This is a genomic window from Methanocorpusculum sp. GPch4 (genome assembly GCF_012062385.1).
GTDB lineage: Archaea > Halobacteriota > Methanomicrobia > Methanomicrobiales > Methanocorpusculaceae > Methanocorpusculum > Methanocorpusculum parvum.
The window spans coordinates 157,193-179,205 of sequence record NZ_SIJA01000076.1 but is presented as its reverse complement, the minus strand read 5'-3'; the positions used below and the strand labels follow the sequence as shown (position 1 = coordinate 179,205).

At 53.9% G+C, this 22,013-nt stretch carries 20 protein-coding genes; 12 read left to right on the top strand and 8 right to left on the bottom strand.

What is annotated here, in order from left to right; translation table 11 throughout:
• Positions 1-810: 810 nt before the first annotated feature.
• The 5 genes from twy1 to EYA77_RS07465 all read left to right on the top strand — a co-directional run bounded on the left by twy1 (position 811) and on the right by EYA77_RS07465 (position 7,233).
• Positions 811-1,746 carry a 4-demethylwyosine synthase TYW1 gene (gene twy1 / locus EYA77_RS07485; RefSeq protein ID WP_167816334.1) on the top strand — a complete coding sequence of 312 codons (936 nt, stop codon included), beginning with the start codon at positions 811-813 and terminating at the stop codon, positions 1,744-1,746.
• The gene (gene sepS / locus EYA77_RS07480) at positions 1,743-3,323 is read left to right on the top strand and encodes an O-phosphoserine--tRNA ligase (RefSeq protein WP_042700101.1); all 1,581 of its coding nucleotides are present in this window, start codon (positions 1,743-1,745) and stop codon (positions 3,321-3,323) included. The genes twy1 and sepS overlap by 4 nt, the downstream gene beginning before the upstream one ends.
• 174 nt (positions 3,324-3,497) lie before the next feature.
• Positions 3,498-4,652, top strand: coding sequence for an LL-diaminopimelate aminotransferase (locus tag EYA77_RS07475; protein WP_167816333.1), 1,155 nt, complete (start codon positions 3,498-3,500; stop codon positions 4,650-4,652).
• Between the two features lies 1 nt (position 4,653).
• Positions 4,654-5,955: a diaminopimelate decarboxylase gene (lysA, locus tag EYA77_RS07470; RefSeq protein WP_095642044.1), complete on the top strand. Its 1,302-nt coding sequence runs from the start codon at positions 4,654-4,656 to the stop codon at positions 5,953-5,955.
• Positions 5,956-5,958: 3 nt separating this feature from the next.
• Positions 5,959-7,233 (top strand): hypothetical protein, encoded by a 1,275-nt coding sequence (locus EYA77_RS07465; RefSeq protein WP_042700092.1) that lies wholly within the window; start codon positions 5,959-5,961, stop codon positions 7,231-7,233.
• On the opposite strand, the gene EYA77_RS07460 is transcribed toward EYA77_RS07465, so the two are convergent.
• A complete protein-coding gene (locus tag EYA77_RS07460) occupies positions 7,228-7,413 on the bottom strand; it encodes a hypothetical protein (protein ID WP_042700089.1) in 186 nt (61 codons plus the stop codon). The genes EYA77_RS07465 and EYA77_RS07460 overlap by 6 nt on opposite strands.
• Before the next feature lie 206 nt (positions 7,414-7,619).
• On the opposite strand from EYA77_RS07460, the gene radA reads away from it, so the two are divergent.
• Both radA and EYA77_RS07450 read left to right on the top strand, forming a co-directional pair.
• On the top strand, positions 7,620-8,609 hold the full coding sequence (radA, locus tag EYA77_RS07455; RefSeq protein WP_042700087.1) for a DNA repair and recombination protein RadA: 990 nt from the start codon (positions 7,620-7,622) through the stop codon (positions 8,607-8,609).
• A 20-nt stretch (positions 8,610-8,629) separates the two neighbouring features.
• Complete coding sequence (locus EYA77_RS07450) at positions 8,630-9,310, top strand: phosphoglycolate phosphatase (RefSeq protein WP_042700083.1); 681 nt, start codon at positions 8,630-8,632, stop codon at positions 9,308-9,310.
• A gap of 27 nt (positions 9,311-9,337) precedes the next feature.
• On the opposite strand, the gene EYA77_RS07445 is transcribed toward EYA77_RS07450, so the two are convergent.
• Positions 9,338-9,589 (bottom strand): PRC-barrel domain-containing protein, encoded by a 252-nt coding sequence (locus EYA77_RS07445; protein ID WP_042700080.1) that lies wholly within the window; start codon positions 9,587-9,589, stop codon positions 9,338-9,340.
• A gap of 58 nt (positions 9,590-9,647) precedes the next feature.
• A complete protein-coding gene (locus EYA77_RS07440; RefSeq protein WP_042700077.1) occupies positions 9,648-10,526 on the bottom strand; it encodes a CBS domain-containing protein in 879 nt (292 codons plus the stop codon).
• 55 nt (positions 10,527-10,581) lie between these two features.
• On the opposite strand from EYA77_RS07440, the gene EYA77_RS07435 reads away from it, so the two are divergent.
• Entirely contained in the window at positions 10,582-11,604 is a 1,023-nt protein-coding gene (locus EYA77_RS07435) for a GTPase (RefSeq protein WP_042700074.1), read from the top strand.
• Between the two features lie 95 nt (positions 11,605-11,699).
• On the opposite strand, the gene EYA77_RS07430 is transcribed toward EYA77_RS07435, so the two are convergent.
• Positions 11,700-12,347: a CDP-alcohol phosphatidyltransferase family protein gene (locus EYA77_RS07430; protein WP_042700072.1), complete on the bottom strand. Its 648-nt coding sequence runs from the start codon at positions 12,345-12,347 to the stop codon at positions 11,700-11,702.
• A gap of 81 nt (positions 12,348-12,428) precedes the next feature.
• Between EYA77_RS07430 and EYA77_RS07425 the strand changes: the two genes are divergently transcribed.
• Positions 12,429-13,106: a dihydrofolate reductase family protein gene (locus EYA77_RS07425; protein WP_042700069.1), complete on the top strand. Its 678-nt coding sequence runs from the start codon at positions 12,429-12,431 to the stop codon at positions 13,104-13,106.
• Between the two features lie 36 nt (positions 13,107-13,142).
• Positions 13,143-13,610, top strand: coding sequence for a peroxiredoxin (locus tag EYA77_RS07420; protein ID WP_167816332.1), 468 nt, complete (start codon positions 13,143-13,145; stop codon positions 13,608-13,610).
• A gap of 69 nt (positions 13,611-13,679) precedes the next feature.
• Here EYA77_RS07420 and EYA77_RS07415 read toward each other — a convergent pair whose 3' ends face one another.
• From EYA77_RS07415 to EYA77_RS07405, 3 genes are read right to left on the bottom strand one after another with little or no spacing between them, the layout of a single operon-like run.
• Positions 13,680-14,519, bottom strand: a complete 840-nt coding sequence (locus tag EYA77_RS07415) for a hypothetical protein (protein WP_095642048.1) — start codon at positions 14,517-14,519, stop codon at positions 13,680-13,682.
• A complete protein-coding gene (locus EYA77_RS07410) occupies positions 14,520-15,581 on the bottom strand; it encodes a polymer-forming cytoskeletal protein (protein ID WP_245241221.1) in 1,062 nt (353 codons plus the stop codon).
• A 26-nt stretch (positions 15,582-15,607) separates the two neighbouring features.
• Complete coding sequence (locus EYA77_RS07405; RefSeq protein WP_167816331.1) at positions 15,608-16,828, bottom strand: 2,3-bisphosphoglycerate-independent phosphoglycerate mutase; 1,221 nt, start codon at positions 16,826-16,828, stop codon at positions 15,608-15,610.
• Between the two features lie 451 nt (positions 16,829-17,279).
• Between EYA77_RS07405 and EYA77_RS07400 the strand changes: the two genes are divergently transcribed.
• Positions 17,280-18,941, top strand: a complete 1,662-nt coding sequence (locus tag EYA77_RS07400; protein WP_167816330.1) for a cache domain-containing protein — start codon at positions 17,280-17,282, stop codon at positions 18,939-18,941.
• Between the two features lie 47 nt (positions 18,942-18,988).
• Positions 18,989-19,378 carry a hypothetical protein gene (locus EYA77_RS07395; RefSeq protein ID WP_042700056.1) on the top strand — a complete coding sequence of 130 codons (390 nt, stop codon included), beginning with the start codon at positions 18,989-18,991 and terminating at the stop codon, positions 19,376-19,378.
• Positions 19,379-19,711: 333 nt separating this feature from the next.
• Here the strand turns inward: EYA77_RS07395 and EYA77_RS07390 are convergent, their stop codons facing one another.
• Positions 19,712-21,199 carry a pentapeptide repeat-containing protein gene (locus EYA77_RS07390; protein WP_209315031.1) on the bottom strand — a complete coding sequence of 496 codons (1,488 nt, stop codon included), beginning with the start codon at positions 21,197-21,199 and terminating at the stop codon, positions 19,712-19,714.
• Positions 21,200-22,013: the final 814 nt, after the last annotated feature.

The window sequence follows — 22,013 nt, the reverse complement described above, 5'->3', positions numbered from 1 at the left end:
GGAAAAATGTTCTTTTACTGATCATCTCGAGATGAGACGGAGAGGGAAACCATCATTGGGAGGCGCTGGGGCGCCGACAGGATTTGCCCGAACGCTCCCGATGAAGGGACGAGCCGTTGGGTCGAGCGGGTTGGCGACGAAGTCGACGACCTTAGCGGAGCAAGGCTTTGCCTTGCGACTTGACCCAACGAGCGAGAGTGAGGATAAGCAAATCCGATTCGCCTCGCCCGAAGGGCGGATTCAAGTGAGGGTCGAAGACCCGAAGCGGAGAGCAAAGCGAAGCTTTGCGGTTCGCGCCGATTCGCGGTTGATTTTTCTCATTGATCCACACCCAACACACTCCTTCCCGAATTGGATTAAGGTAACACCGCGTAAGTGCTATTTCAAGAGAGGGTGCGATTCTGCGCAGGCGAAGCCCAAATGGGCAAAGCCCATTTGAGGCGGCACGCAAATCTTCGATTTGCACGCATCAGCCGGAGCAGAGCACCCGAACGTAAGGAAAATGCGATTCGCGAGGATTCGCGATTGCGTGCAAGCCGAAGGCTTGCGTGCCGCCTCAAATGAGCAAAGCTCATTTGGGCTTATTCGCGGTTAAATAGTCTCATGTGCCCGCATCCAACCATACCCTTTCCGAATTGAATCCACACCAACACCGCGTAACTCCCCTCTAAAGAAGAGTTCCCGTCTCCTGTCCTTCCAAAGAAATAAAGCAGTCTCACGCAAAGACACTACTATACACGCCGTACCGGTTCCCGGATCGGATTTCAACCATCAGGCGTGAACAATACAAAAATCAGTCCTCTGATACCCATGTCGAGAAAACGAGCCCCGTCAACAACCCCGAAAACCTCCCTTCACCGGCAGGGATACAACTTCATCGCTGAAGGCGCGTCCGCCGCCGTGAAACCCTGCATGTGGTGCAAACGCGCCCTTCGCGGCGGAGAATCCTGCTATAAACACCAGTTCTACGGGATCGACACCTGGAAATGCGTCCAGATGACACCGACTTTACGCTGCAATCAGCGGTGTCTCTTCTGCTGGCGGTCCATGGAACACGAGATCCTGACCGAGACGGAGCTTTCTCCGGAAGAGATCGCCGCAGCTCTCCCGAAGATGCAGAAGAAGGGACTCTCCGGCGACAAACCCTACACCGATCCGGCAAGGTGGGAAGAGGCAACGGAACACCCGACCCAGTATGCGCTCTCTCTCTCAGGCGAGCCAACCCTTTACTCAAAACTGCCCGAGCTCATCGAAATTCTCAGAAAAGATCCCAAAAACAGCGTGTTCGTTGTTTCCAACGGAACGATCCCCTCTATGATAGAACGGATCCGGCCGACCCAGCTCTATCTTTCGCTGGACGCCGTGGATGTATCATCCTACGAAAGGATCTGCCGGCCGATCGGGGATCCGGCGGCCATGTGGGCAAATATCCAAAAATCCCTCGCCCTTCTCAGGAAAAAAGAGGAGGAAGGCATCAGGACCGCGGTCAGGATCACCCTCGTTAAGGGGTACAATGACACAGATGAGGAAGGTTTTGCCCGGCTCATCGAAGAGGCAGGTCCCCTCTTCGTTGAAGTAAAGGGATACATGTATTTGGGATACAGTCGAATGAGATTAACAGAAATGCATGTCCCTGACATGGAAACCATTCGCAGTTTCGCCGCAGAAGTTGCCAAACTCTGCAACTATGACATCATGGATGAAAACGCCGCGAGCCGCGTTGTTTGTCTGAAGAGAAAATCATGAAATTCGATATTGAGGAGTTCAAGGAACGCAGAAAAACCGATTTCGAGGGAGCCTGGCATGCCGGACCTTCGGTCATCACCCCGCCGGAATCAGCAAAGATCTATCCGCGTTATGCGTATCGCCGGGCGAAAGTCCACCCGATCTTCGACACGATCGCCCGCCTTCGGGCCGCATACATGTCGATGGGATTCGATGAAGCGATGGTCCCGGTGTTCATCGACGAACAGGACGTATACCGCCAGTTCGGTCCGGAAGCCGCCGCGGTTTTGGACCGGGTCTACTATGTCGGCGGCCTTCCCCGTCCGAATGTAGGGATCTCCAAAGAACGTCTGGACGCGATTTCCCAAATCATCGAGAAGCCTCTCGCCGAAGGCACGGAAGAGAAGCTGATGAAGTGTCTGCATGCCTACAAGAAAGGCAAATTCGACGGCGACGATCTCACGCACGAAATGTCGGTCGCGTTAGGCGTGGACGACGGAGTGGTCGTTCACATTCTCGACACGGTCTTTCCAGAGTTCAAGGAACTCGCCCCGGAGTCGTCCCGAACGACGCTTCGTTCCCATATGACCAGCGGCTGGTTCCTCTCGCTTGCCCAGATGTGGGACAAAAAGCCGATGCCGATCCGGATGTTCTCGGTCGACCGGTGTTTCCGCCGCGAGCAGGAGGAGGATGCGACCCATCTTCGGACCTATCACTCGGCATCCTGTATCGTCGCTGGCGAACATGTCACGATCGAAGAGGGAAAGGCGGTCGCAGAAGGTCTTCTTTCGGCATTCGGATTCACCGAGTTCAGATTCCAGCCCGATGAGAAGCGCTCGAAGTACTACATGCCCGAGACCCAGACCGAAGTCTACGGCAAACACCCGGTCCACGGCTGGGTCGAGGTCGCCACGTTCGGGATCTACTCGCCGGCTGCCCTCGCTGAATACGGGGTCGGCGTTCCGGTCATGAACCTCGGCATGGGTGTCGAGCGTCTGGCGATGGTCCTGACAGAGGCAGAAGATGTGAGAAAACTCTCCTTCGCCCAGCTGTATCCGCCGGTCTACTCGGACACAGAGCTGACGAAGGGTATCGGACTGAAAGAAGAACCGCAGACGATAGAGGCGCGCCGGGCAGTCCGTTCTGTCATGGAAACTGCCGCCGCCCACGCGGCTGAACGCTCGCCGTGTTCATTCTCCGCATGGAAAGGCGAGCTGTTCGGTCATCAGGTGGAGATCACCGTCGAAGAGCCGGAAGAGAACACGAGTCTTCTCGGCCCCGCCGCGCTGAACGAGGTCTATGTCAGAAACGGCGCGGTCCTCGGCGTTCCTGATACGGAAAAGTTCGCCGACGTCAGAGCCGAAGGGGTCCCGGTAGGTATCTCCTTTTTGTTCTCAACGGCAAATCTCGCGCTCGCCCGCATCGAAGAGGCGGCAAGGGTCGGCGAAGGGACGAGCGTTCAGGTGAAGATGTCAAAACACCCAAGCGACGTGAACCTGAAGATCGAGGAGTATGTCATGCGGTACATCACCGACAATAAAAAGAAACTCGATCTCCGCGGCCCGGTCTTCATGACGATCACCTCAAAGATCCTGTAAAATACATCCAACCTTTTTTTTATTGCTGATCGTTTTTGGATCAAAGAGCCTCCCGGAAAACAACACATCGCCGCCGCGCTCTTTCATTGTCAAGTCCAAACTCCTCTCTCTTCATCACCGCATAAATCTCCATGACAAACGTCTTAATTTATCTGCAGGTCCAATAAATATGCGATGTATGCAAAACGGCTAGACAACTTACCTCCGTATCTCTTTGCCCAGATAGATGCATTGAAGGCACAGAAACGTGCCGAGGGAATTGATTTGATCGATCTTGGTGTGGGGGACCCTGATTTACCGACGCCGAAGCATATTGTGGATGCATTATGTGAGGCTGCACGGGATCCTTCGACCCACCACTACCCAGATTATCTGGGGATGCTTGCATACCGTCAGGCAGTAGCCTCCTGGTATGACCAGCGTTTCGGCGTCAAACTCGACCCGAAAAAAGAGGTCCTCGCCCTGATCGGATCCAAAGAAGGTATCGCCCACATACCCGAAGCATTCGTAAACCCCGGAGACTATGTCCTCGTCTCCGACCCCGGCTACCCGGTGTACAAAACCTCCACGCTCTTTGCCGAAGGAAAATCCCACCCCATGCCCCTGCTGGAAGAAAACGGCTTTTTACCTGACTACGCCGCCATTCCAAAAGATGTATTGAAGAACGCAAAACTCATGTTCATCGGCTACCCGAACAACCCGACCGGCGCATCGGCCTCGATCGACTTCTTCGAAGAGACCGTCGAGTTTGCAAAAGACAACGACATCATCGTCGTCCACGACAATGCCTACTCCGAGATCTCATTCGACGGCTACAAATCTCCGTCCTTCTTACAGGCAAAAGGCGCCATGGACGTCGGTCTTGAGACCCACTCGCTCTCCAAGACCTACAACATGACCGGCTGGCGTATCGGAATGTGTGTTGGAAATGCCGGTCTCATCGAAGCATTCGGCAGAGTCAAGACCAACATCGACTCCGGTGTCTTCGACGCGGTCCAGCGTGCCGCCATCACTGCTCTGACCGGCCCGCAGGACTGCGTCGCCCAGGCCTGCGCCGTCTATCAGGAACGCCGGGACGCTCTCGTCACCGGCCTTCGCTCGCTCGGTTTTGACGTCACCTCCCCGAAAGCATCCTTCTACGTCTGGATGAAAGTTCCCGACTCGGTCGAGTTCGTCGCAAAAATGATCAACGAAGCAGGTATCGTCATCACGCCGGGAACCGGCTTTGGCGCATCAGGCGCAGGATATGTCCGCTTCGCCATGACCCGCCCGGTCGACCGGATCAATGAAGCGGTCAGACGCATGAAAGAATGCGGCATCAGAGGATAACATGAACCTTCCCGAATCACTCTCCGTAAGAGGGGGTCATCTCTACTGCGGAGACGCAGACTGCGTTGTTCTTGCCGAACGATACGGCACCCCCCTGTATATCACCAACGAAAACCACATCACCGGAAACTTCAGACGCTACGAAGCCGCGCTGAAAAAGTACACCGGCAAAGTCCAGCTCCTCTATGCCGCAAAGGCAAATGAGAATCCGGTCATCATCCGGTCGCTTGCCCGCGAAGGAGCAGGCGCCGACGTCTTCTCACTCGGTGAGATGCGTGCCGCCCTCGAAGCCGGCATCCCTGCAGGGATCCTCCTCTTCAACGGCAGTTCGAAGACACAGGAGGATCTTCGCGCAGCGATCGAAAAAGGGATCATGATCTCGGTCGACTCGATCGACGAACTCCGTCAGATCGACGCCATCTCAAAAGAGCTGAAAAAGACCGTCAGGATCGGATTCCGGGTCAACCCGGCCATCGAGGTCCCGACGCACCCGAAGATCGCCACCGGGATCAAAAACAGCAAGTTCGGCATCCCCGCAGAGATGATCCTGGACGCCTACCGCGAAGCGCTCAAAATGGAGTATGTCATCCCGGTCGGCATGCACTGCCATATCGGATCCCAGATCCTTGAGATACCTCCGTTCGCCATCGCCTGCGGCGTCATCATGAAGGTGGCCGATGAGGTGACCAAGATCGGCGTCAAACTTGAGTTCATCGACTTCGGCGGCGGACTCGGCATCCCCTATCACCGCGAAGGCACCGTCGACAAAGCCCCGACACCCGAAGAGTATGCCGCCGCAGTAATGCCGGTGTTCCTCGAAGGATGCAAAAAAGCAGGCATCTCGCCCGCGTTCTGGGTCGAACCCGGCAGATGGATGGTCGGCGAATCGACGATCCTTCTGACGAAAGTCAACTCCGTCAAAAAGGTCCACAAAACCTTTGTGAACGTCGACGCAGGATTCAACCTCCTGATCCGTCCGGCGATGTATGACTCCTGGCATGAAGTCGTTGTGGCGAACAAAGCGGACCAGCCGGCCGACGGCACCTACACCGTCACCGGCCCGATCTGCGAAACCGGCGACATCTTTGCAGCCGACCGCAGACTTCCGGCAGTTGAGGCGGGAGATCTCATCGCCGTTCTGGATGCAGGCGCATACGGCTATGCGATGTCGTCCCAGTACAACTCGCGGCCGAGATGCCCCGAGGTGCTGGTGAACGGCGGCAACGCGGAACTCATGCGCCGTGCTGAGACCTACGAGGACATGACCGCCTGCGTGGTCATCCCCTCCTGGCACAGGAAATAAGGAATGCATTACGCGCTCGTCTCCGATCTGCTTACGCAGGAAGCCTTTGAGGAGCGCGTGGAACAGAAATCCGCCTCGCTTGGCGGCCTGGTGGATGAAGTCACGGCCGCGATGATGGTTGTGGACGAGCTTGGACGAAGCCATATAAAGATCGGCAGCATCCCTTCGGCCAGGACCCAGGTCGTCTCTTTTTTCGGCAGGATCCTTGAGATCAGGCCGCCCCGTGAGTTCACCCGCGAAGGCGAACCGCCGGGTCTTGTGGCATCGGTCGTTCTTGGAGATCCGACCGGCACCGTGGTCATGACCTTATGGGACGATCGGGCAGAGGCTGCCGGCGAGCTGGAGACCGGTTCGGTGATCGAAGTGATCGCAAAACCCAGACCCGGAAAAAAGGAGGTGACCTGTCTTGCCCTTCGGGAGAGCAGAGTCACGATCGTCGAGACAAAAAAACCGCCGAAGTCCGAGGTGATGGCGTCACCCCTCACCGTCCGGATCCTGGTCGTCTCCGAAGTGCGGGAGATCACCCGCCGTGACGGGACACCGGCCTTTTTGCAGGAGTTCATCATCGGTGATGCTTCCGGAACGGCCCGCATGGTCACCTGGACCCCGGAGCTGTTCGCCGACGTGGATGAGGGATCCTGCATCTCGGTCACCGGGGTGCAGAGAAAAGAGGACGACGGGATCGTCGAGTATGTCGTCTCCGACTCTGCAGAGATTAAGATCATCCCCGGAGAGATCGAGGTGCTTTCCAAAGATGCGTCCGAGGTGACCGAAGGTCTGAACCCTGTGGTCACCGGGGTTGTGACCTCTGTCTCTGATCTCAAAACGTTCATCACGAAACGCGGGACCGAGTCGCGTGTCAGAAATATCCAAATCCGCGGGTCTGCAGAAAAAAGCGGGGTGAATGCCGCCGTCTGGGGAGATGCGGCAGATATGCTGTTTCTTCCGGGCGACGCCGTGCAGGTGGTCAATGCCGAAGCAAAACTGAACCGGTACGGCGAGCTCGAGCTCTCGGTCGGCCGCGGTTCGGCGATCAGGATGGTTCCCGTTCCCGGAAAAGCGTTCTTTGGAACAGGGATGCTGATCCGGCGGCCGGAGGGTCTTTCGCTGGATGACGGGACCGCGGTCTGGATCCTCGAGACCGATGAGACGCCGGTGATCGGGACGACGGCGGATGTCGAAGGCATCTCCGGGAACGGCCGGGTCGAAGTGACCGGTATTTGGCCCCGTCCGGCTGATCCTTCGTCTGCCGCAGCGCGTCTTCGCCCTCTGTTATAATCCGAGTTTATCGGTTATCTTGCGTTTGGCATACTCGCCGAACGCCTTTCTGCACTCCGGAGACCGGATGAAGTCATAGATGAGCTGATCGATGACAGGTTTGATGAGAGGATTGGCTGCGAGTTCGCCGGCCATCTCCATGAGGGCATTTTTGTATTCGGTATTGTCCTTTTCGGCCATACCGATAGATGGGGCGATGACGGCAATAATAGTATCGGATGAGGGGGGCAGAGATCAAAATTTTGCACGTGAAAATGTCCTCCTCTCTGAGTGGGAAGGGGGTTTTTCCAGGGGAGGGGGGGCATTATCGCACCGCGCGGTTAGGGGTTTATATGGCCAGATGCTGATGTATGAGTATATCTAAAAAAACAGGAGTACAGGAAGATATGACAATGCTTGATATAGAAGACATTCCGGGTGTAGGACCGGCGACCGCTGACCGACTGCGTGATGCAGGCTACATAACTGTTGAAAGTATCGCGACTGCCACCCCTATCGATCTGGCGGAGGCAGCTGAACTTGGCGAGTCCACGACAAAGAAGATCATCAAGGCCGCCCGTGAACTGGCCGATATCGGCGGGTTCAAGACCGGGACCGACATTCTTGCACGCAGACAGGACATTCTCAAACTGAAAACCCTTGTTCCGGAGATCGATGAGCTGTTCGGCGGCGGTCTCGAGTCCCAGGCGATCACCGAGCTGTACGGCGAGTTCGGATCCGGGAAGTCCCAGATCGCCCATCAGCTGGCGATAAACTGTCAGCTCCCGACCACACTCGGCGGGCTTGCCGGAAGCTGTCTCTACATCGACACGGAGAATACCTTCCGTCCCGAGCGTATCGAGCAGATGGCCGAGGGACTGGAGCTTGCGGATCTGCCGGAGGGCTACACGCTTCCGACGGCCGACGAGTTCCTTGCCAACATCCATGTTGCCCGTGCAAGTTCTTCTGATCATCAGATGCTTCTGATCGATGCGGCCCGCGATCTTTCTAACGAGCTTGCAGGTGCCGGTCTTCCGGTCAAACTGATCATCATCGACTCGCTGACGAGTCTCTTCCGCTCGGAATACGCGGGCCGCGGGACCCTGGCCGGCAGGCAGCAGAAACTCAACCGGCACATGCACGACCTCTTCAAACTGGTCGATGACCTGAATGCTGTGGCTTTGGTCACCAACCAGGTCATGTCCAACCCCGGACTTCTCTTCGGCGACCCGACAAAACCGATCGGCGGCAACATCGTCGGGCACACGGCGACCTACCGGGTGTATCTGAGAAAGAGCAAAGCAGGCAAACGTATCGCCAGACTTGTGGACAGCCCCAACCTGCCGGAAGGCGAAGCGACCTTCACCGTCGAAACCGCAGGTATCAAAGCCTGCTGACCCCAATACTATTTTTAATCATGCCAAGGGCCCTTATCACCGATATCGACGGAACGCTGACCGACGACCGGCGCAGACTCTCAACAGAGGCCGTCGATGAACTGCGCAGGATCATCGACGCAGGGATCCCCGTCATTCTTGCATCCGGAAATACGCTCTGTTTTCTGGATGCCTTCTCGCACATGATCGGGACCGACGGGACCATCATCGCCGAAAACGGCGGGGTGTACCGTCTGGGGTACCTCGGCGAAAAACATATCGCCGGCGATCAGGAGGTCTGCCTTGCCGCGTATCAGAAGGTCGTGGACGAACTCAGGCCGAAAGGCGATGATCTGCGGCTTTTCAGCAGCAGATACCGGGACTCGGACATCGCGTTTTCCCGGGATGCTCCGGCCGCTTTGATCAAAGAGATCCTCAAAGATATGCCCGTCGAGGTCATCGACACGGGATTTGCGATCCATCTCCAGATCCCCGGCGTCACCAAAGGCGCGGCTTTTGAAAAACTGGCGGCAGAGATGGGTCTTGCCCCGGCCGATTTTCTGGCGGCAGGCGACTCGGTCAACGACGTCTCGATGCTGAAACTCGGCGGCATCTCCGTTGTTCCGGCAAATGCCTCCCCCGAAGCAAAAGAAGCGGCAGACCATGTCATGGAACGGTCCTTCGGTGAAGGGACGGCGGATGCTCTGCGGAAATACTTGTAAAAAAATGGAGTGAGGTGCCAAAAAACTTCAGCGGAGCATGTACCGGTCTACCACAATGAAATCGGTGATATCTTTTACTGCCTCAAACGGCAGCGTGATCGCATCATTTTCAAGCTTGTAACCGGTCGTATCAAAACCTGCATCCGGGCGTATAAGAAGAGCCTTCAGCTGCCCGGTCGGCGCATCGAAGGTAACGTTCCTGATCTGACCAATGATCTTCCCGTCAGTACTCATCACACGCTTTTTCCGGATATTATGGGTAAACTGCTCACTCTGCATGATTAATCAGCTTTAAAGTTTGACAAGCAAGTATATATCCGTTTGTATAAGGCATGCCTCACAGAGAGGGGAACACCCGGATAATATCAGAATGCGTCAGTATGCCGACCGGTTTTCCCTCGTCGGTCACGATCACCCGCCCGACATCCTGCTCCTTAAACTGTTTGATGACCTCATACAGCCGCATATCCGCCGGCATCGAGATGACCCGCGTCACCATCACCTCGGACACAAGCGACGTCGTCGGCATCTCACGGTCCAGTGCGGAAATAACATCCGTCAGCGTCACGATCCCGCATAAGATCCCGTTTTCAACGACCGGCGCCCCGTGGATGCGCCGCTGAAGAAACGTCTTCATCGCATAGGCAAGCGTCATATCAGGCTCCAGCGCGATCAGGGGAGAGCTCATATACTCGCGGATCTGCTTCTTTGGAAGCGACGTCATCTCCGACGTCGAGATCAATAGAGCGCTGTTGATCTCATCCTTGCCGAACACCTCTCCTTTGATCAGCAGCTTGTTCAGCGGCGTCGGTCCGATCGTGATCTTGTCGCCGACCTCAAACGACCGCACGTTTCCGATGATCTTGATCAGGGCATGACAGAGATCGGCATGCGTCAGGGTCGTAAATGCGATCTCATGCACGCGCACCCCTTCGACCTTCTCGCCGTTCTTCTGGAGGACCACTTCACTTTCTGAGTAGTCCGACGAAACGTTCAGTTCAGAATACGCCCTCGCTGTAGGCTGATATCCGCCTTTCGGCCCCGGAATGCCGTCGACCAGCCCGAGCACCTTCAGGGCCAGCATCTGATTTCTGACCGTCCCGGGGTTTCTCCGGATGATATCGGCGATGACCTCACTCTTGATTGGATGCGAATATTGATGATAGAGCGAGATAAGAGTAATAAGGATATCTTTTTGAATGAGTGACAGATCCATACTTACTGATTCTTTCTGATTGCTATAGTAATAAACCAAATGGATTGGATGAACAATGTACTTCGATAAAATCCCGACCGTTCCAACAGCAGACGAACTGCTCGACCGCAGTTTCCGCCGTGCTTCCAGGAAGATGCGGGAAAAAACAAATAAACGTCATGCAAATGAGGACTTCGTCCGGGCGATCACCCAGGCGACGCATGACAAACTGGTAACTATAATCCAGAGCTTTCCCGAGTTTGAAGAGCTGCCGCCCTTTTACCGGGACCTGTGCGACATATTATTCGGGATGGATGCCTTAAAGAAGAATCTCGGCATGGTGGGATGGGCCGCAAAGAATGTGCGTGACGTAGGAAACAGTATCTCGAAAGGGATGCGCTGGACCGATACCCAGATCGAACGAAGACGTGCGGTCGCACGCATCGCTTCGATCGTGCACCGGGCGGATGACGCACTCCGGTATCTCAACGATGTCAGAAACGTTCTTCGAAAACTCCCGGTGATCAGCACCGATGAGTTTACGATCGTTGTGGCCGGATACCCAAACGTCGGCAAATCCTCGTTCATCCGTCTGGTCTCCAGCGGTGAACCGGAGGTCGCCTCCTATCCGTTTACGACAAAAGGCGTTATCGTCGGACACAGAAATGCTGAACGCAGACGAAAGATCCAGTTCATCGACACGCCGGGTCTTCTCGACCGTGCCGATGAGGAGCGAAACGTCATCGAAAAGCAGGCGCTCAACGCGCTGGTCTATGTCGCCGATCTGGTGCTCTTTATCATCGATGCAAGTGAAAACTGCGGCTACTCATTTGAAGCCCAGATGAAACTCCGCGAGGAGATCGAGTCGATCATCTCGGTTCCCATGATCTCGGTCGTGAACAAATCGGATGTAAAAAGCGTTGACGGATTCTTCAACATGTCCACCGTCTCCGGCGAAGGCGTAGAGGAAGTTCTTGCAGAACTCCTCAGGCTTCGCAATGAGATGAAGGTGGAAGAGGAAGTCGACCTCCGTTCAGAACTCCCGCAGCCGGAGATCCGGCGGCACGGAGCAAGACTGGATACAGAAACTCATTTCTGATCCGGCAAACCTTTTTTTTTTATTTATTAGTGTTACCAGGCCGTCTCCCTTCCGGGTCGTATACCTTGAAACACCGCGTAACTTCTAAAAAATAGTTAGTCTTTCTTATACTCGCCGTGCTTTCTCCAGAGGTACCATAATCTCTGGAATGCCGACAGATTCGTGCAGACGGCAACAAGGATCACGGCGATCCAGATCTGGCCGATAACGCCGAACAGAACAAGCGAGATCATCGTCTCGGGTCTGCCGAAAAATCCGACCCCTTCAAGCGGATCCGAGATCTTACCGTCCTCTTTGCAGGTATAGCCGATCTCCGCATAGGTCACCGGTTTGATGAACGTGTTCATGATCGAACCGATCACGGCAAGTCCGGCGATCAGCATATCTGCCGTCGGCGCAAAACCCGTAAACTGGGAGATGATCGGGATCCCCGAAAGACCGATCGCGAGAAGCACGATCCCGTCCACATATTTATCGACGATCCAGTCACAGACCGCGCCGAAATCGCTTTTCTTACCGGTGATGCGTGCGACCGAACCGTCCGTCAGATCCAGGATCCCGGAGATCAGGAGAAGCACGCTCCCGATAAGAAACGACTGACAGAAGTAACAGACCGCCGCACCGATCCCGAAAAACAGCGAAAGAAGCGTGATCTGATTGGGACTCATGCCTGTTTTGACGAAGACGCTCACGACCGGGTCGAGCCAGCCCGTCAGTTTGTATCTGAGTGATGTGATATTCATGGATAGAGAGGTAAAATCATTTATCGGTGTGTGCTAAATATCTATACATCGTCAAGCTATATGAATCAGAAGGAAACTTTCATGGAGACACTACATAAACCAAACGTGCTGATGATTTCAGAGATCACAGCTGACGGGAAACTTACTCTTGGCAAAGGCGTTTCCAGTAAACTGCTGATGAAACACATGTCCCATGAAGCCGAGATTCTTCTCCACGAAACCCGTGCCGGGTATGACGCGATCATGGTCGGGTCATCGACGATACGGATCGACAACTCATTTCTGACCGTCAGGATGGTGCCGGGAAAAAACCCGCTGCGCGTGATCCCAAACAGCATGGCCGATCTGCCGGTCGAATCGAATGTTTTTGCAACGGAAAACGCCAAAACGGTCCTCGCCGTCTCCGCCCTGGCGCCGGAAGAGCGGCTTGCCGCATTCAGGGAAAAGGGCGTCGAGATCATCGTCTGCGGCGAAGAGCATGTGGATTTTCCTCAGCTGATGGATATCCTTTATACAAAATATCAGGTGAAAAAACTCATCATCGAAGGAGGCCCGACGCTGAACTGGCATATGCTCCATCACCGGCTCGTGGACGAGATCCGGCTCATCCATATGCCGTTCATCGTCGGCGGAAGCGACACGCCGTCTCTCGTCGGCGGCATGCCGCTCGCATCCGAAAACGAGATGATCAGGCTCGATCTGAGAAGCACCAGGATGTACGGCTCCAATCTGGTGACCGAGTATCAGGTCCTGTACTGAATAAGAATTATATGCTCAACGTGCCAAAATTCAGGTATGGCACTTCAGGTCAATGATACGATACCCTCCTTCACTCTTTTAGACGCGGCGGGAAAGGAGTGGACGTTTCCAACGGATGCGTCACACCTTACGGTCCTGTATTTTTATCCAAAGGACAATACCGGCGGGTGCACGACTGAGGCAAAAGAGTTTTCAAGTCTCCTTCCGGAGTTTTCACGCCTCGATGCGCAGGTCTTCGGCATCAGCCCCGACTCCGCCGCCAGCCATCAGAAGTTCATCGATAAGCAGCAGCTTTCAGTAACGCTGCTTTCCGATCCGGACAAGACCGTCATCAGCGCGTTTGGGGTCTGGGTCACAAAAAAGCTCTACGGCCGGGAGTACATGGGGGTTTTGCGCAGTACGTTCGTTATCGATTCAACAGGTAAGATCCTTGCCGCGTGGGACAAGGTAAAGGTCAAAGGGCATGCGTCCGAGGTCCTGCAGGCTCTCCACCCCCTGGTCTGAAGGAGAAACGCACAGAATAATCTGCAAAAAAGAACGGGCGAAGGGTCCATCCGGCTCAAGGGCCGTCCTTCACCCGAAACAGACCCAGCGGTCGTAGATCGGATCACGCGTATTTTCCATGATCGAAAGCGTCCGGTCCACTCCGTCGGCCCACTCCTGCACCCAGAAGGCTTCCTCCTGAGTTGCCACGGTAATAAGCGTCTTCTCCGTGATCCCGGCAAGCTCCTCCACGATCGGCCGCCAGATATCCTTTGTATATCCGTAGATCTGGCCGAACATGATCCCGACCCCGTACTCCGCATCCGGCAGATACGCCGAAGCAGCTCTTGCATCGATACATGCCGTACGTCCCGGGGCCAGCCGTCCGGACGAAAGACCCAGCGCCAAAAGCTCGGGATCGTTGTCATACGCGATAGGATCAGCCCCCATCTCACGAAGGAGAAGCGAACCGATCCCTGACCCGGCGCAGGCATCCAGCGCGGTACCGGAGATCGAGGGACCCCATACCTCGTGTAAAAGACCGCGGACCTTGCCGACCCTTTCCTCGGTCAGATCGTCACCGGCTGGCGCGATCACCGTCTGGATGATCTCAGCGTAATACGCCCGGCATGCATCCTCAACATTCCCGCGGTCCTCCTGATAGATATCCCCGTCGGCTGCTTCGAAGAGGGAAAACTCGCCCGCGGTCGGCGACCGGAAAAGCCAGGAGGTCCCGCACCACTCATCGCCGCTTTTCACTGCAAACAAAAGCGGGCTCTCGTCCTCATCGATCAGGAGCCTCGCTCCCTTATCCGCCGGCTCAGCCTCGCAGATCAAAACACCCGGCTCCCCATTGTTCACGAGCGATGCATAATCCGGTTCAAGCATGCGCAGCTCATCGAGCTCCAGCATTGCAGAAAGTTTCGACATTTATTTTCCTTCCGTTCTTCCGATGGTGAGCCCATCGGTCGCTTTGATCACGCCGCTTACCCGTGCGTCTTCATGCAGCCAGACAGTTTTGCCTGCAACATCGCCTAAAACATCAGCTCCGCGCTCGACCCGGATATTCTGGGCCGCCACATCGCCGTGGATCGCCGTCCGCGGTCCGAGTTTGATCCGCTGGGACGCCTGCACGCTGCCAAAAAGCGTCGTGTCCTTTCTGATCTTGACCGACTGCGCCCGGATATTGCCGTGCAGACGGCAGTTCGATCCGACATCCATCGGTGTTGGAACGGAAAAGTATCTGAGATCCATCGTCGTTTTCGGCGGGAGGACGAGAGGCGCGGCGTTCGCTTCGGAGATAAGACTCTCTACGCGTTTTTTCGCCGCCTCTTCGCCTTCCAGATGGAGCATCGTCATCACATACAGAAGAAGATACAAAACGACCGGCATAGGGTTGCGGATCGCGATATCCCCGTACGCCTTGAACTCCTTGTCGATCACGACGTTGTCCCCGATATCCAGATTGCCGCCTACATTCAGTTTTCCATGGATCTTGACGCCTTCGCCGAGATAGGCGTCCCCATTGCAGAGAACGGTTCCGTGGACCTCACAGAAGTTGTCGATCCTGAGATCCCCTTCGGCCACGATATCGCCGTGCATGACCGAAAGTTCGCTGATAACGATATCATCGCCGTACAGACCGTAGCCGATATCACAGTGATCCCCCACTAAAATATCATGCTTTGTTTTGAGATTGCGTTCCTGCAGTTCGGTCTTGTCAGGCAGGTAACAGGTTTTGAAAAGATCAGAGGAGGAGATAAGAATGGACGCGGTATCCTCGTCGACTTCTGAAAGGTTGAGACGAGGAGGCGCCGCCGCCTCCGGCCCGACCTCAGAGAACAGCGGTTCAGGTCCGTCTTTTTGTTCATCTGATGATGACTGTGCAAGCTCCTCCTCCTCTTCGGGAGTGAGGTCCGGTAATTTTAGGAAGGAATCCTCCTCGCCGGGTATCGATTCAGCTATTATTATCCGTTTTTTTTCCTCCGCCATTCTCCACCACGTGTATTAGTATATCGTTATGCTCCGTACTTATGGGTTTTGTCGATAAGGTCGCAAAGGATCGGCATGAGACTGCCGCCCGATATCCGGCACATGCCTCCTGCGGCGCAGGAGATCTCGTCGTACGACGTGACTGTGTCGATACGCGTTCCGTCCCCGTGAAGGATCAGGGGGACAGGGTCTGCGCTGTGATCTTTGATGGTGCAGGGGGTCGAGTGGTCTCCGCAGACGGCGATCATCAGGTCGGGGATATCGAAAAACGGCAGAATGGCCGCGTCGACCTCTTCCAGATACTTCATCTTCTCGACGGCTTTTCCGTCGTGGCCGTACTCATCAGCTGCTTTGACATTGAAGAGGACGAAGTCTTTTTTCTCCAGTTCGCGGCAGACGAGGTTTACCTGATCTGCAAGCGGGGTCGTCGGAAGGACCGGGATCCTCTCAAGACCGACGGAACTGCCGATACCTGCGATCAATGCTGCTGCGGCGACGACGCTGCCGGTAAGTTCATGTTTCTCTTCGAAGGGTTCGTAGACCCCCATCTCGCCGGCTCCCCGGATGAGGACGGCGTTTGCCGGGTATTCGCCGCGGGCTTTTCGTTCAAGGTTGACCGGATGGTTTTTCAGGATCTCCGCCGCCTGGGCCGCGAAGGCATTGCAGACTTCGGCGGTGAAGGCGGCTTCTGCCGTGTCATCTTCCGCGACGATGGTTTTTGGCAGAACGCCGGTCTTTTTCGGATCGTTGGATGATACGGCCGCACTGAGTCCTTGGCCTCTGAGAGCGAGGGCCGCACGGTGTCCGGTTCCCGGCGCGAACTCGATCTCGACGCCGTATTTTGACAGATCGACACCGTCTTTCACGGCGGCGGAGATCTCGGCAGTGTCGGGTATGCGGCCTGCACGCCGGTCGATCACCTTGCCTTCGTCATCGACTGTCGCATAATTTGCCCGAAAGCCGATCATGCCGGGTTCCATTTTTATGCCGCAGCCTGCAGCCTCAAGGGGTCCTCTGCCGGTATAATACGTGTGCGGATCATACCCGAGGAGGCTGAGATGCGAGGTGTCGGATCCGGCACGGACCCCGGGAGCGATCGGATCCATGATCCCGCAGATGCCTTCGGCGGCAAGCCGGTCGAGATTGGGGATACAGGCGGCTTCAAGCGGGGTTTTATTTCCCAGATTTCTGCATGGTCTGTCACCCACACCATCAATAATGAGGAGAAGGATTTTTGATGCTGTCATTATGGAATTAATTTGATCGGATACCTCTTAGTGTATTCTGTTCAGTTATCTCATCGATGCGTGTCAGGCGCATGCGGCCGCGCCGGAAGATATCAGGCTTTTCACGACCCGGTGATGCCAAAACGGCCCAATAGAGTAAAATCCGGCATGCTGATGCGGCAGCTTACCTGAATCTGAGTATCCCCGCATCCATAAGTAAAACCCAGGATAATTTTTCTGAATTTCAGATATCTGCAATAAAATCACCCATATAATGCATCGTTCTTCGTAGAGTTTTTCCCGGAAAGGAGGGTCCGGCGAGTACAAAACAGGAGGAAAAACACAAAAAATCCGAATCTGATGATGAACGCTCTGCTCCTCTGAAGCGGGACAAAATGCCGGATGAAATAGACATTATAATATATGCATGGATGCGTAAAAAAGTAAATGCTTAGTCAGGGATGAAGGCACGATGACCCGTCAAATACTGCATATTCTTACATTTTGTCTGCTCCTGGCCATCATTCTGACCACCGGATGCATCGCATCAGGGCAGCTCACCCCGGTTCCCGGAGATCACGCTGCCGATATGCAGAAGGCACTGGACTCCTGGATACCGGTTCTCGATTCCCAGATCACGGAAATATGTGCCCTGACCAGTGCGGCGGCCGTTGAGCTGAAAGGGACCGAAAACGATCCCTTCGCACAGAAACAGATATTTCTCCAGCTTCGCCGGGACATCCCCGCATGCTCCGAGATCTGTCTTGCCGATGCGCACAATATCGTTGCCGCAGTAACCGGAAACCCGAAAAATCAGGAGTATATCGGGCATCCCGCCTGCACGGCGGTCACCGAAGAGGAGTTTGCCGCGGCAGGCGGCTGTATCATCTCTCCGCCCCTTACCCTTATCAACGGGGATCTCGGGATCCTTTTCAGCGCTCCGGTGTATGATAAAAACGGCATATACGCCGGATCGCTGCGCGTGTTTGTGAACCCCGCCCATCTCTTTTCCGGCCCGGTCTCTGAACTGAAAAAAGACGGTTATACGCTCTGGACGGTCCGGCCGGACGGTGTGCAGATCTATGACGAAGACCTTCAGGAGCTCAGCAAAAACATCCTGACCGATATCCTGTATCAGGAATCAACGGTCTATCAGGCCATGCACCGGGTAACTTCGGAAAAACAGGGGGCCGTGTCATATCTCTTTCACAATGTCGGGTGGACCGGATACGGCCAGGCAAACGCCGTCTGGAATACGATCGGTCTGCCGGACGGCACGGAGTGGCGGGTCGTTTTAAGTGACAATGTGAACACGGAAAAAACAGCCGAACCGGCCGTCAGCCACACGGCGGATGATCTGCGGACCTTTGTCGAAAAAGCCTACAGATACGCCCGGACCCACACCAAAGAAGATGCATTGGCTGCATTCAACGATCCAAACGGCGCGTTCGTCGATAAGGAACTCTACATCTTTGCCTATGATATGCATGGATCGACCCTGGCACTGCCCTATCAGCCGGACATGATCGGTATGGACCGGCGCAGCGGCGAGGATATCGTCGGCGTGAAACCTGTTCAGCGGTTTATCGACCGGGCAGGTTTCGGCGGCGGCTATCTCTTTTACCAGTATCCAAATCCGGCAAACGGGTTTGCTTCCGAACTGAAGCTTTCGTATGTGATGTCAGTGGATGATGACTGGCTGATCGGCGCAGGGATCTATCCGGGGACTCCTGAGCTCAATTACAGCTGGGAGATGCGCGATCAGCTGATAATGCAGGTGAGGGAGCTGCATTATCTTTCCACGGCGCTTCCCCGTGAGGAACTTCTGCGGATGATGAACGATCCGTCAGCCAGGTTCCATGTCGAAGGGCTTTATCCGTTTGCGCTGGATGCTGAGGGCACGCTTCTGTCCAACGCCTACAACCCATCCCGGATCGGGACAAATCATCTGGGATATACGAACTCTTTTGGTATGTCGCCGATCCGGGAAGCCCTCTCTCTTTGCGCGTCCGGTGGAGGGCTGATGTACAGTCTTGTGCTGGATCCGGCATATACGAGGGAGGAGTATATCCTCATGTATGTGGAGCCGGCGGATGATGGGATCTGTTACGGCAGTATGATGGTTCTGGAGTGATCAAGTTGGCACTACGATACAAAAAACAAACACAGAAAGAAAAACGCATGGTCATGGCAGGTGTTCTCGGTATTGCTTCGCTTTTCATTGTCGGGGTATTCGCCCTGGCGGCGCTGGTCGGAACCGGGTATGTCGTGGACAAATCACTCGAAGATCCGGATGTTCTGCTGCATGTGTTTGTGGTCGGGAATGATGTGATCGTGACGATCTATGAGGGACGCCGGGTCAATGATCTTGTGATGCTTTCTCTGGAGATCGAAGGTGTCGTGCTGCCTGCTTCGGTCGCATGCATCCCGATCTCAACTGCAGGAACCGGGGAAGTGCGTTTCAGTAACGCCTGTTCCGGCGTTACCGGGACGCGGGATATCGCGGTCAGGGGAGTGTTCGCGGACGGCGCGACCAGGCTTCTTAAAATTAATACGATGAAGTTTACCTAACCGGATCTTCTTTTCTTTTTTTCAATAGGAGTTACGCGGTGTGCTCTGCTTCATATTTGCTCTCCGTTTCGCTTTGCAAACTTGTATGCGGGTTTTTCTTATGTTCTAATTCTCTCTTTTCTGATTTCGGGGTGCGGGGACGCGACTCAGGCGCGAAGGCGGATCGACGGCATAGCCGGCGATCTTAGCGGAGGCGGCCCGGTCCATCGGACCGGGTTCAGCTGAGCAAGTTTTCGAAGGAAACTTGCGAGTCGACCCGCGGTGGAGTATCTCAAGTATCAGCACCTATGATCCATTATTTTTCCGTATGCCCTCCAGTAAAAAAAGAATAGTCTATGGACTCAAATTCTGAAACATGATGCCGAGACGGGTGATGAGTGCGGCAAGAATGAAGTATCCGACGACAATATGGATCGTAACAAAAAACATTGGAAGGATATCCAGTCCTTCTGTTGCCAAATCGGTGATGCTGAACATCATGAGATTGGTCTGTAGTATCGCGGCCCAGATGTTGGATACGTTCAGAACGGTTGTGGAGGTCCCCGGCAAAAACGGCAGGAGATAATAATAGATGACTGCCCAGAGTATGTTCCAGCTGAAAAATATGGCAATGATTCGTTTTGTTGAACTGCCGTAATCAGAGATCCGCCAGAATGTTCTGACAAAAGCATTGATGATCGTATCAACCCAGCAACGCTTCATATACCATTCCGGCTCTTCAGGGAAATTTCTAGGTGAGATATAAACAATATTGGGATTCTTGATTTTTGCTAGAATTGGATATAGTTTCGATTTATTATACCATTCTGTCCAGCGAAGTTGCCGAATGTTTCGTTCCAGCTGTGTTCTGAGTTCCGGGTAGATACGGGCTGATGAGAGGGAGGTCCCAGTGAAATCAGTTTTAGTATCAATCAAGTTGTCGTTAAAAAGGGTCTCTCCGTTAAATATTGCAAGAATAAATTTAGCACCTTCGAGATGTGCATTATCGAAATTAGCACCTTCAAGATGTGCATAACTGAAATCAGTTCCTTCAAGATATGCACTCCTGAGATCAGTTTCCTCAAGATGTGCATAACTGAAAATAGCTCCCTCGAGATGGGTACTTAAAAAATTGACTCTCTCAAGATGTGCATAACTGAAAATAGCCCCTTCAAGATGTTTATTACTGAAATCGACACCCCCAAGATGAGCCATTGGGAAATCGGCATCCTCAAGATGGGCCCCTAGAAAATTGGCACTCTCAAGATGTGCATTATAGAAATTAGCTCCCATAAGATGGGCCCCTAGAAAATTGGCATTCTCGAGATGTGCATTACTGAAATTAGCTCCCTTGAGATGCCCCTCCTCGAAATCGGCCTCCTCAAGATGGCCCTCCTCGAAATCGACTTCCTCAAGATGGGCCTCCTCGAAATCGGCTTCCTCAAGATGTGCATAACTGAAATCAGTTCCCTCAAGATGTGCATAACTGAAATCAGTTCCCTCAAGATGGGCTTCTGAAAAACAGGCCCCTTCAAGTCGTGAACAATAGAAACTAGCTCCTTCAAGATGTAAGCCTGTTAATTTGACCCCTTCCTGAATTGCTTTTCTGAAATCTTTCATAACGTAATCAGGTCGTACAAAATAAGACCCCTCAAAAAATAATTCCCCAATATTTTCCAAATCATATCTCTCATCTGGAAACATCTTCTCCCATTCAGATTTCAGATATGCCTCATACGCATGATTCCACTCAAGTATCCTTTTATTTTTTGCACACTTGATGAGATAATCATAACTAATTATCTCGTACAGCTCTTTGTTATACACTATAGGCCATTCCACCAGCATATCATAGAATAGTTCCTCCCTCGTGATTATAATTCCTCAATAACTACCCAAGATGGGGTCGGAAAATCGGCAGAGTCAGACAGATGACAAATCCCATTTCTAATAGGACTTACGCGGTGTTGGTGTGAATCCAATTCGGAAGGGTGATGACTTGCTGTGGATGCATGAGAAATACCAACCGCGAATCGGCGCGAATCCGCCCTTCGGGCGAGCGAATCGGATTTGCTGTTCCTCACTTGAACACGGCGGGCCTTTCGCAAGTCTATCGACTTGCTCCGCTAAGGTCGTCGACTTCGTCGCCAACCCGCTATCGCCCCGCCGGTTCATCCCTCATCGGGAACGTTCGGGCAAATCCTGTCGGCGCCCCTGCGCCTCCCGTGAGGGAGAAATTCATTGAGCAGTTCTTAATCTGAATAATATCCATTTTACTGACAATTACAACATATAATCATGACATAAGATCAAGAGGCAAATCAATAATGGGAGCCGCTGGGGCGGCGACAGGATTTGCCCGAACGCTCCCGATGAAGGGATGAGCAAGACAGCGAAGCTGGATTGCGAAAGTGAGGAACAGCAAATCCGATTCTGGGAGCAAGCCATCGGCTTGCGGGATTCGCGCCGATTCGCGGTTGGTTTTTCTCTTGTGTCTACACTAATGCCGTACACGAAATCGAAGTGCATCTCATACGTACGTCAGTTTTTCATTTGAGATCACACCGCGTAAGTCCTATTAAAAAAATATCAAATCGTTATTTCTAATATCATATATTCTAGTCCAAGGTAGTTTTTTATTGAAGTGAAGTAATCT

Excerpts from the sequence above, each read along its gene's own strand:
- twy1 (WP_167816334.1), top strand. The coding sequence starts at position 811 with ATGTCGAGAAAACGAGCCCCGTCAACAACCCCGAAAACCTCCCTTCAC.
- sepS (WP_042700101.1), top strand. The coding sequence starts at position 1,743 with ATGAAATTCGATATTGAGGAGTTCAAGGAACGCAGAAAAACCGATTTC.
- EYA77_RS07475 (WP_167816333.1), top strand. The coding sequence starts at position 3,498 with ATGTATGCAAAACGGCTAGACAACTTACCTCCGTATCTCTTTGCCCAG.
- lysA (WP_095642044.1), top strand. The coding sequence starts at position 4,654 with ATGAACCTTCCCGAATCACTCTCCGTAAGAGGGGGTCATCTCTACTGC.
- EYA77_RS07465 (WP_042700092.1), top strand. The coding sequence starts at position 5,959 with ATGCATTACGCGCTCGTCTCCGATCTGCTTACGCAGGAAGCCTTTGAG.
- EYA77_RS07460 (WP_042700089.1), bottom strand. The coding sequence starts at position 7,413 with ATGGCCGAAAAGGACAATACCGAATACAAAAATGCCCTCATGGAGATG.
- radA (WP_042700087.1), top strand. The coding sequence starts at position 7,620 with ATGACAATGCTTGATATAGAAGACATTCCGGGTGTAGGACCGGCGACC.
- EYA77_RS07450 (WP_042700083.1), top strand. The coding sequence starts at position 8,630 with ATGCCAAGGGCCCTTATCACCGATATCGACGGAACGCTGACCGACGAC.
- EYA77_RS07445 (WP_042700080.1), bottom strand. The coding sequence starts at position 9,589 with ATGCAGAGTGAGCAGTTTACCCATAATATCCGGAAAAAGCGTGTGATG.
- EYA77_RS07440 (WP_042700077.1), bottom strand. The coding sequence starts at position 10,526 with ATGGATCTGTCACTCATTCAAAAAGATATCCTTATTACTCTTATCTCG.
- EYA77_RS07435 (WP_042700074.1), top strand. The coding sequence starts at position 10,582 with ATGTACTTCGATAAAATCCCGACCGTTCCAACAGCAGACGAACTGCTC.
- EYA77_RS07430 (WP_042700072.1), bottom strand. The coding sequence starts at position 12,347 with ATGAATATCACATCACTCAGATACAAACTGACGGGCTGGCTCGACCCG.
- EYA77_RS07425 (WP_042700069.1), top strand. The coding sequence starts at position 12,429 with ATGGAGACACTACATAAACCAAACGTGCTGATGATTTCAGAGATCACA.
- EYA77_RS07420 (WP_167816332.1), top strand. The coding sequence starts at position 13,143 with ATGGCACTTCAGGTCAATGATACGATACCCTCCTTCACTCTTTTAGAC.
- EYA77_RS07415 (WP_095642048.1), bottom strand. The coding sequence starts at position 14,519 with ATGTCGAAACTTTCTGCAATGCTGGAGCTCGATGAGCTGCGCATGCTT.
- EYA77_RS07410 (WP_245241221.1), bottom strand. The coding sequence starts at position 15,581 with ATGGCGGAGGAAAAAAAACGGATAATAATAGCTGAATCGATACCCGGC.
- EYA77_RS07405 (WP_167816331.1), bottom strand. The coding sequence starts at position 16,828 with ATGACAGCATCAAAAATCCTTCTCCTCATTATTGATGGTGTGGGTGAC.
- EYA77_RS07400 (WP_167816330.1), top strand. The coding sequence starts at position 17,280 with ATGACCCGTCAAATACTGCATATTCTTACATTTTGTCTGCTCCTGGCC.
- EYA77_RS07395 (WP_042700056.1), top strand. The coding sequence starts at position 18,989 with ATGGTCATGGCAGGTGTTCTCGGTATTGCTTCGCTTTTCATTGTCGGG.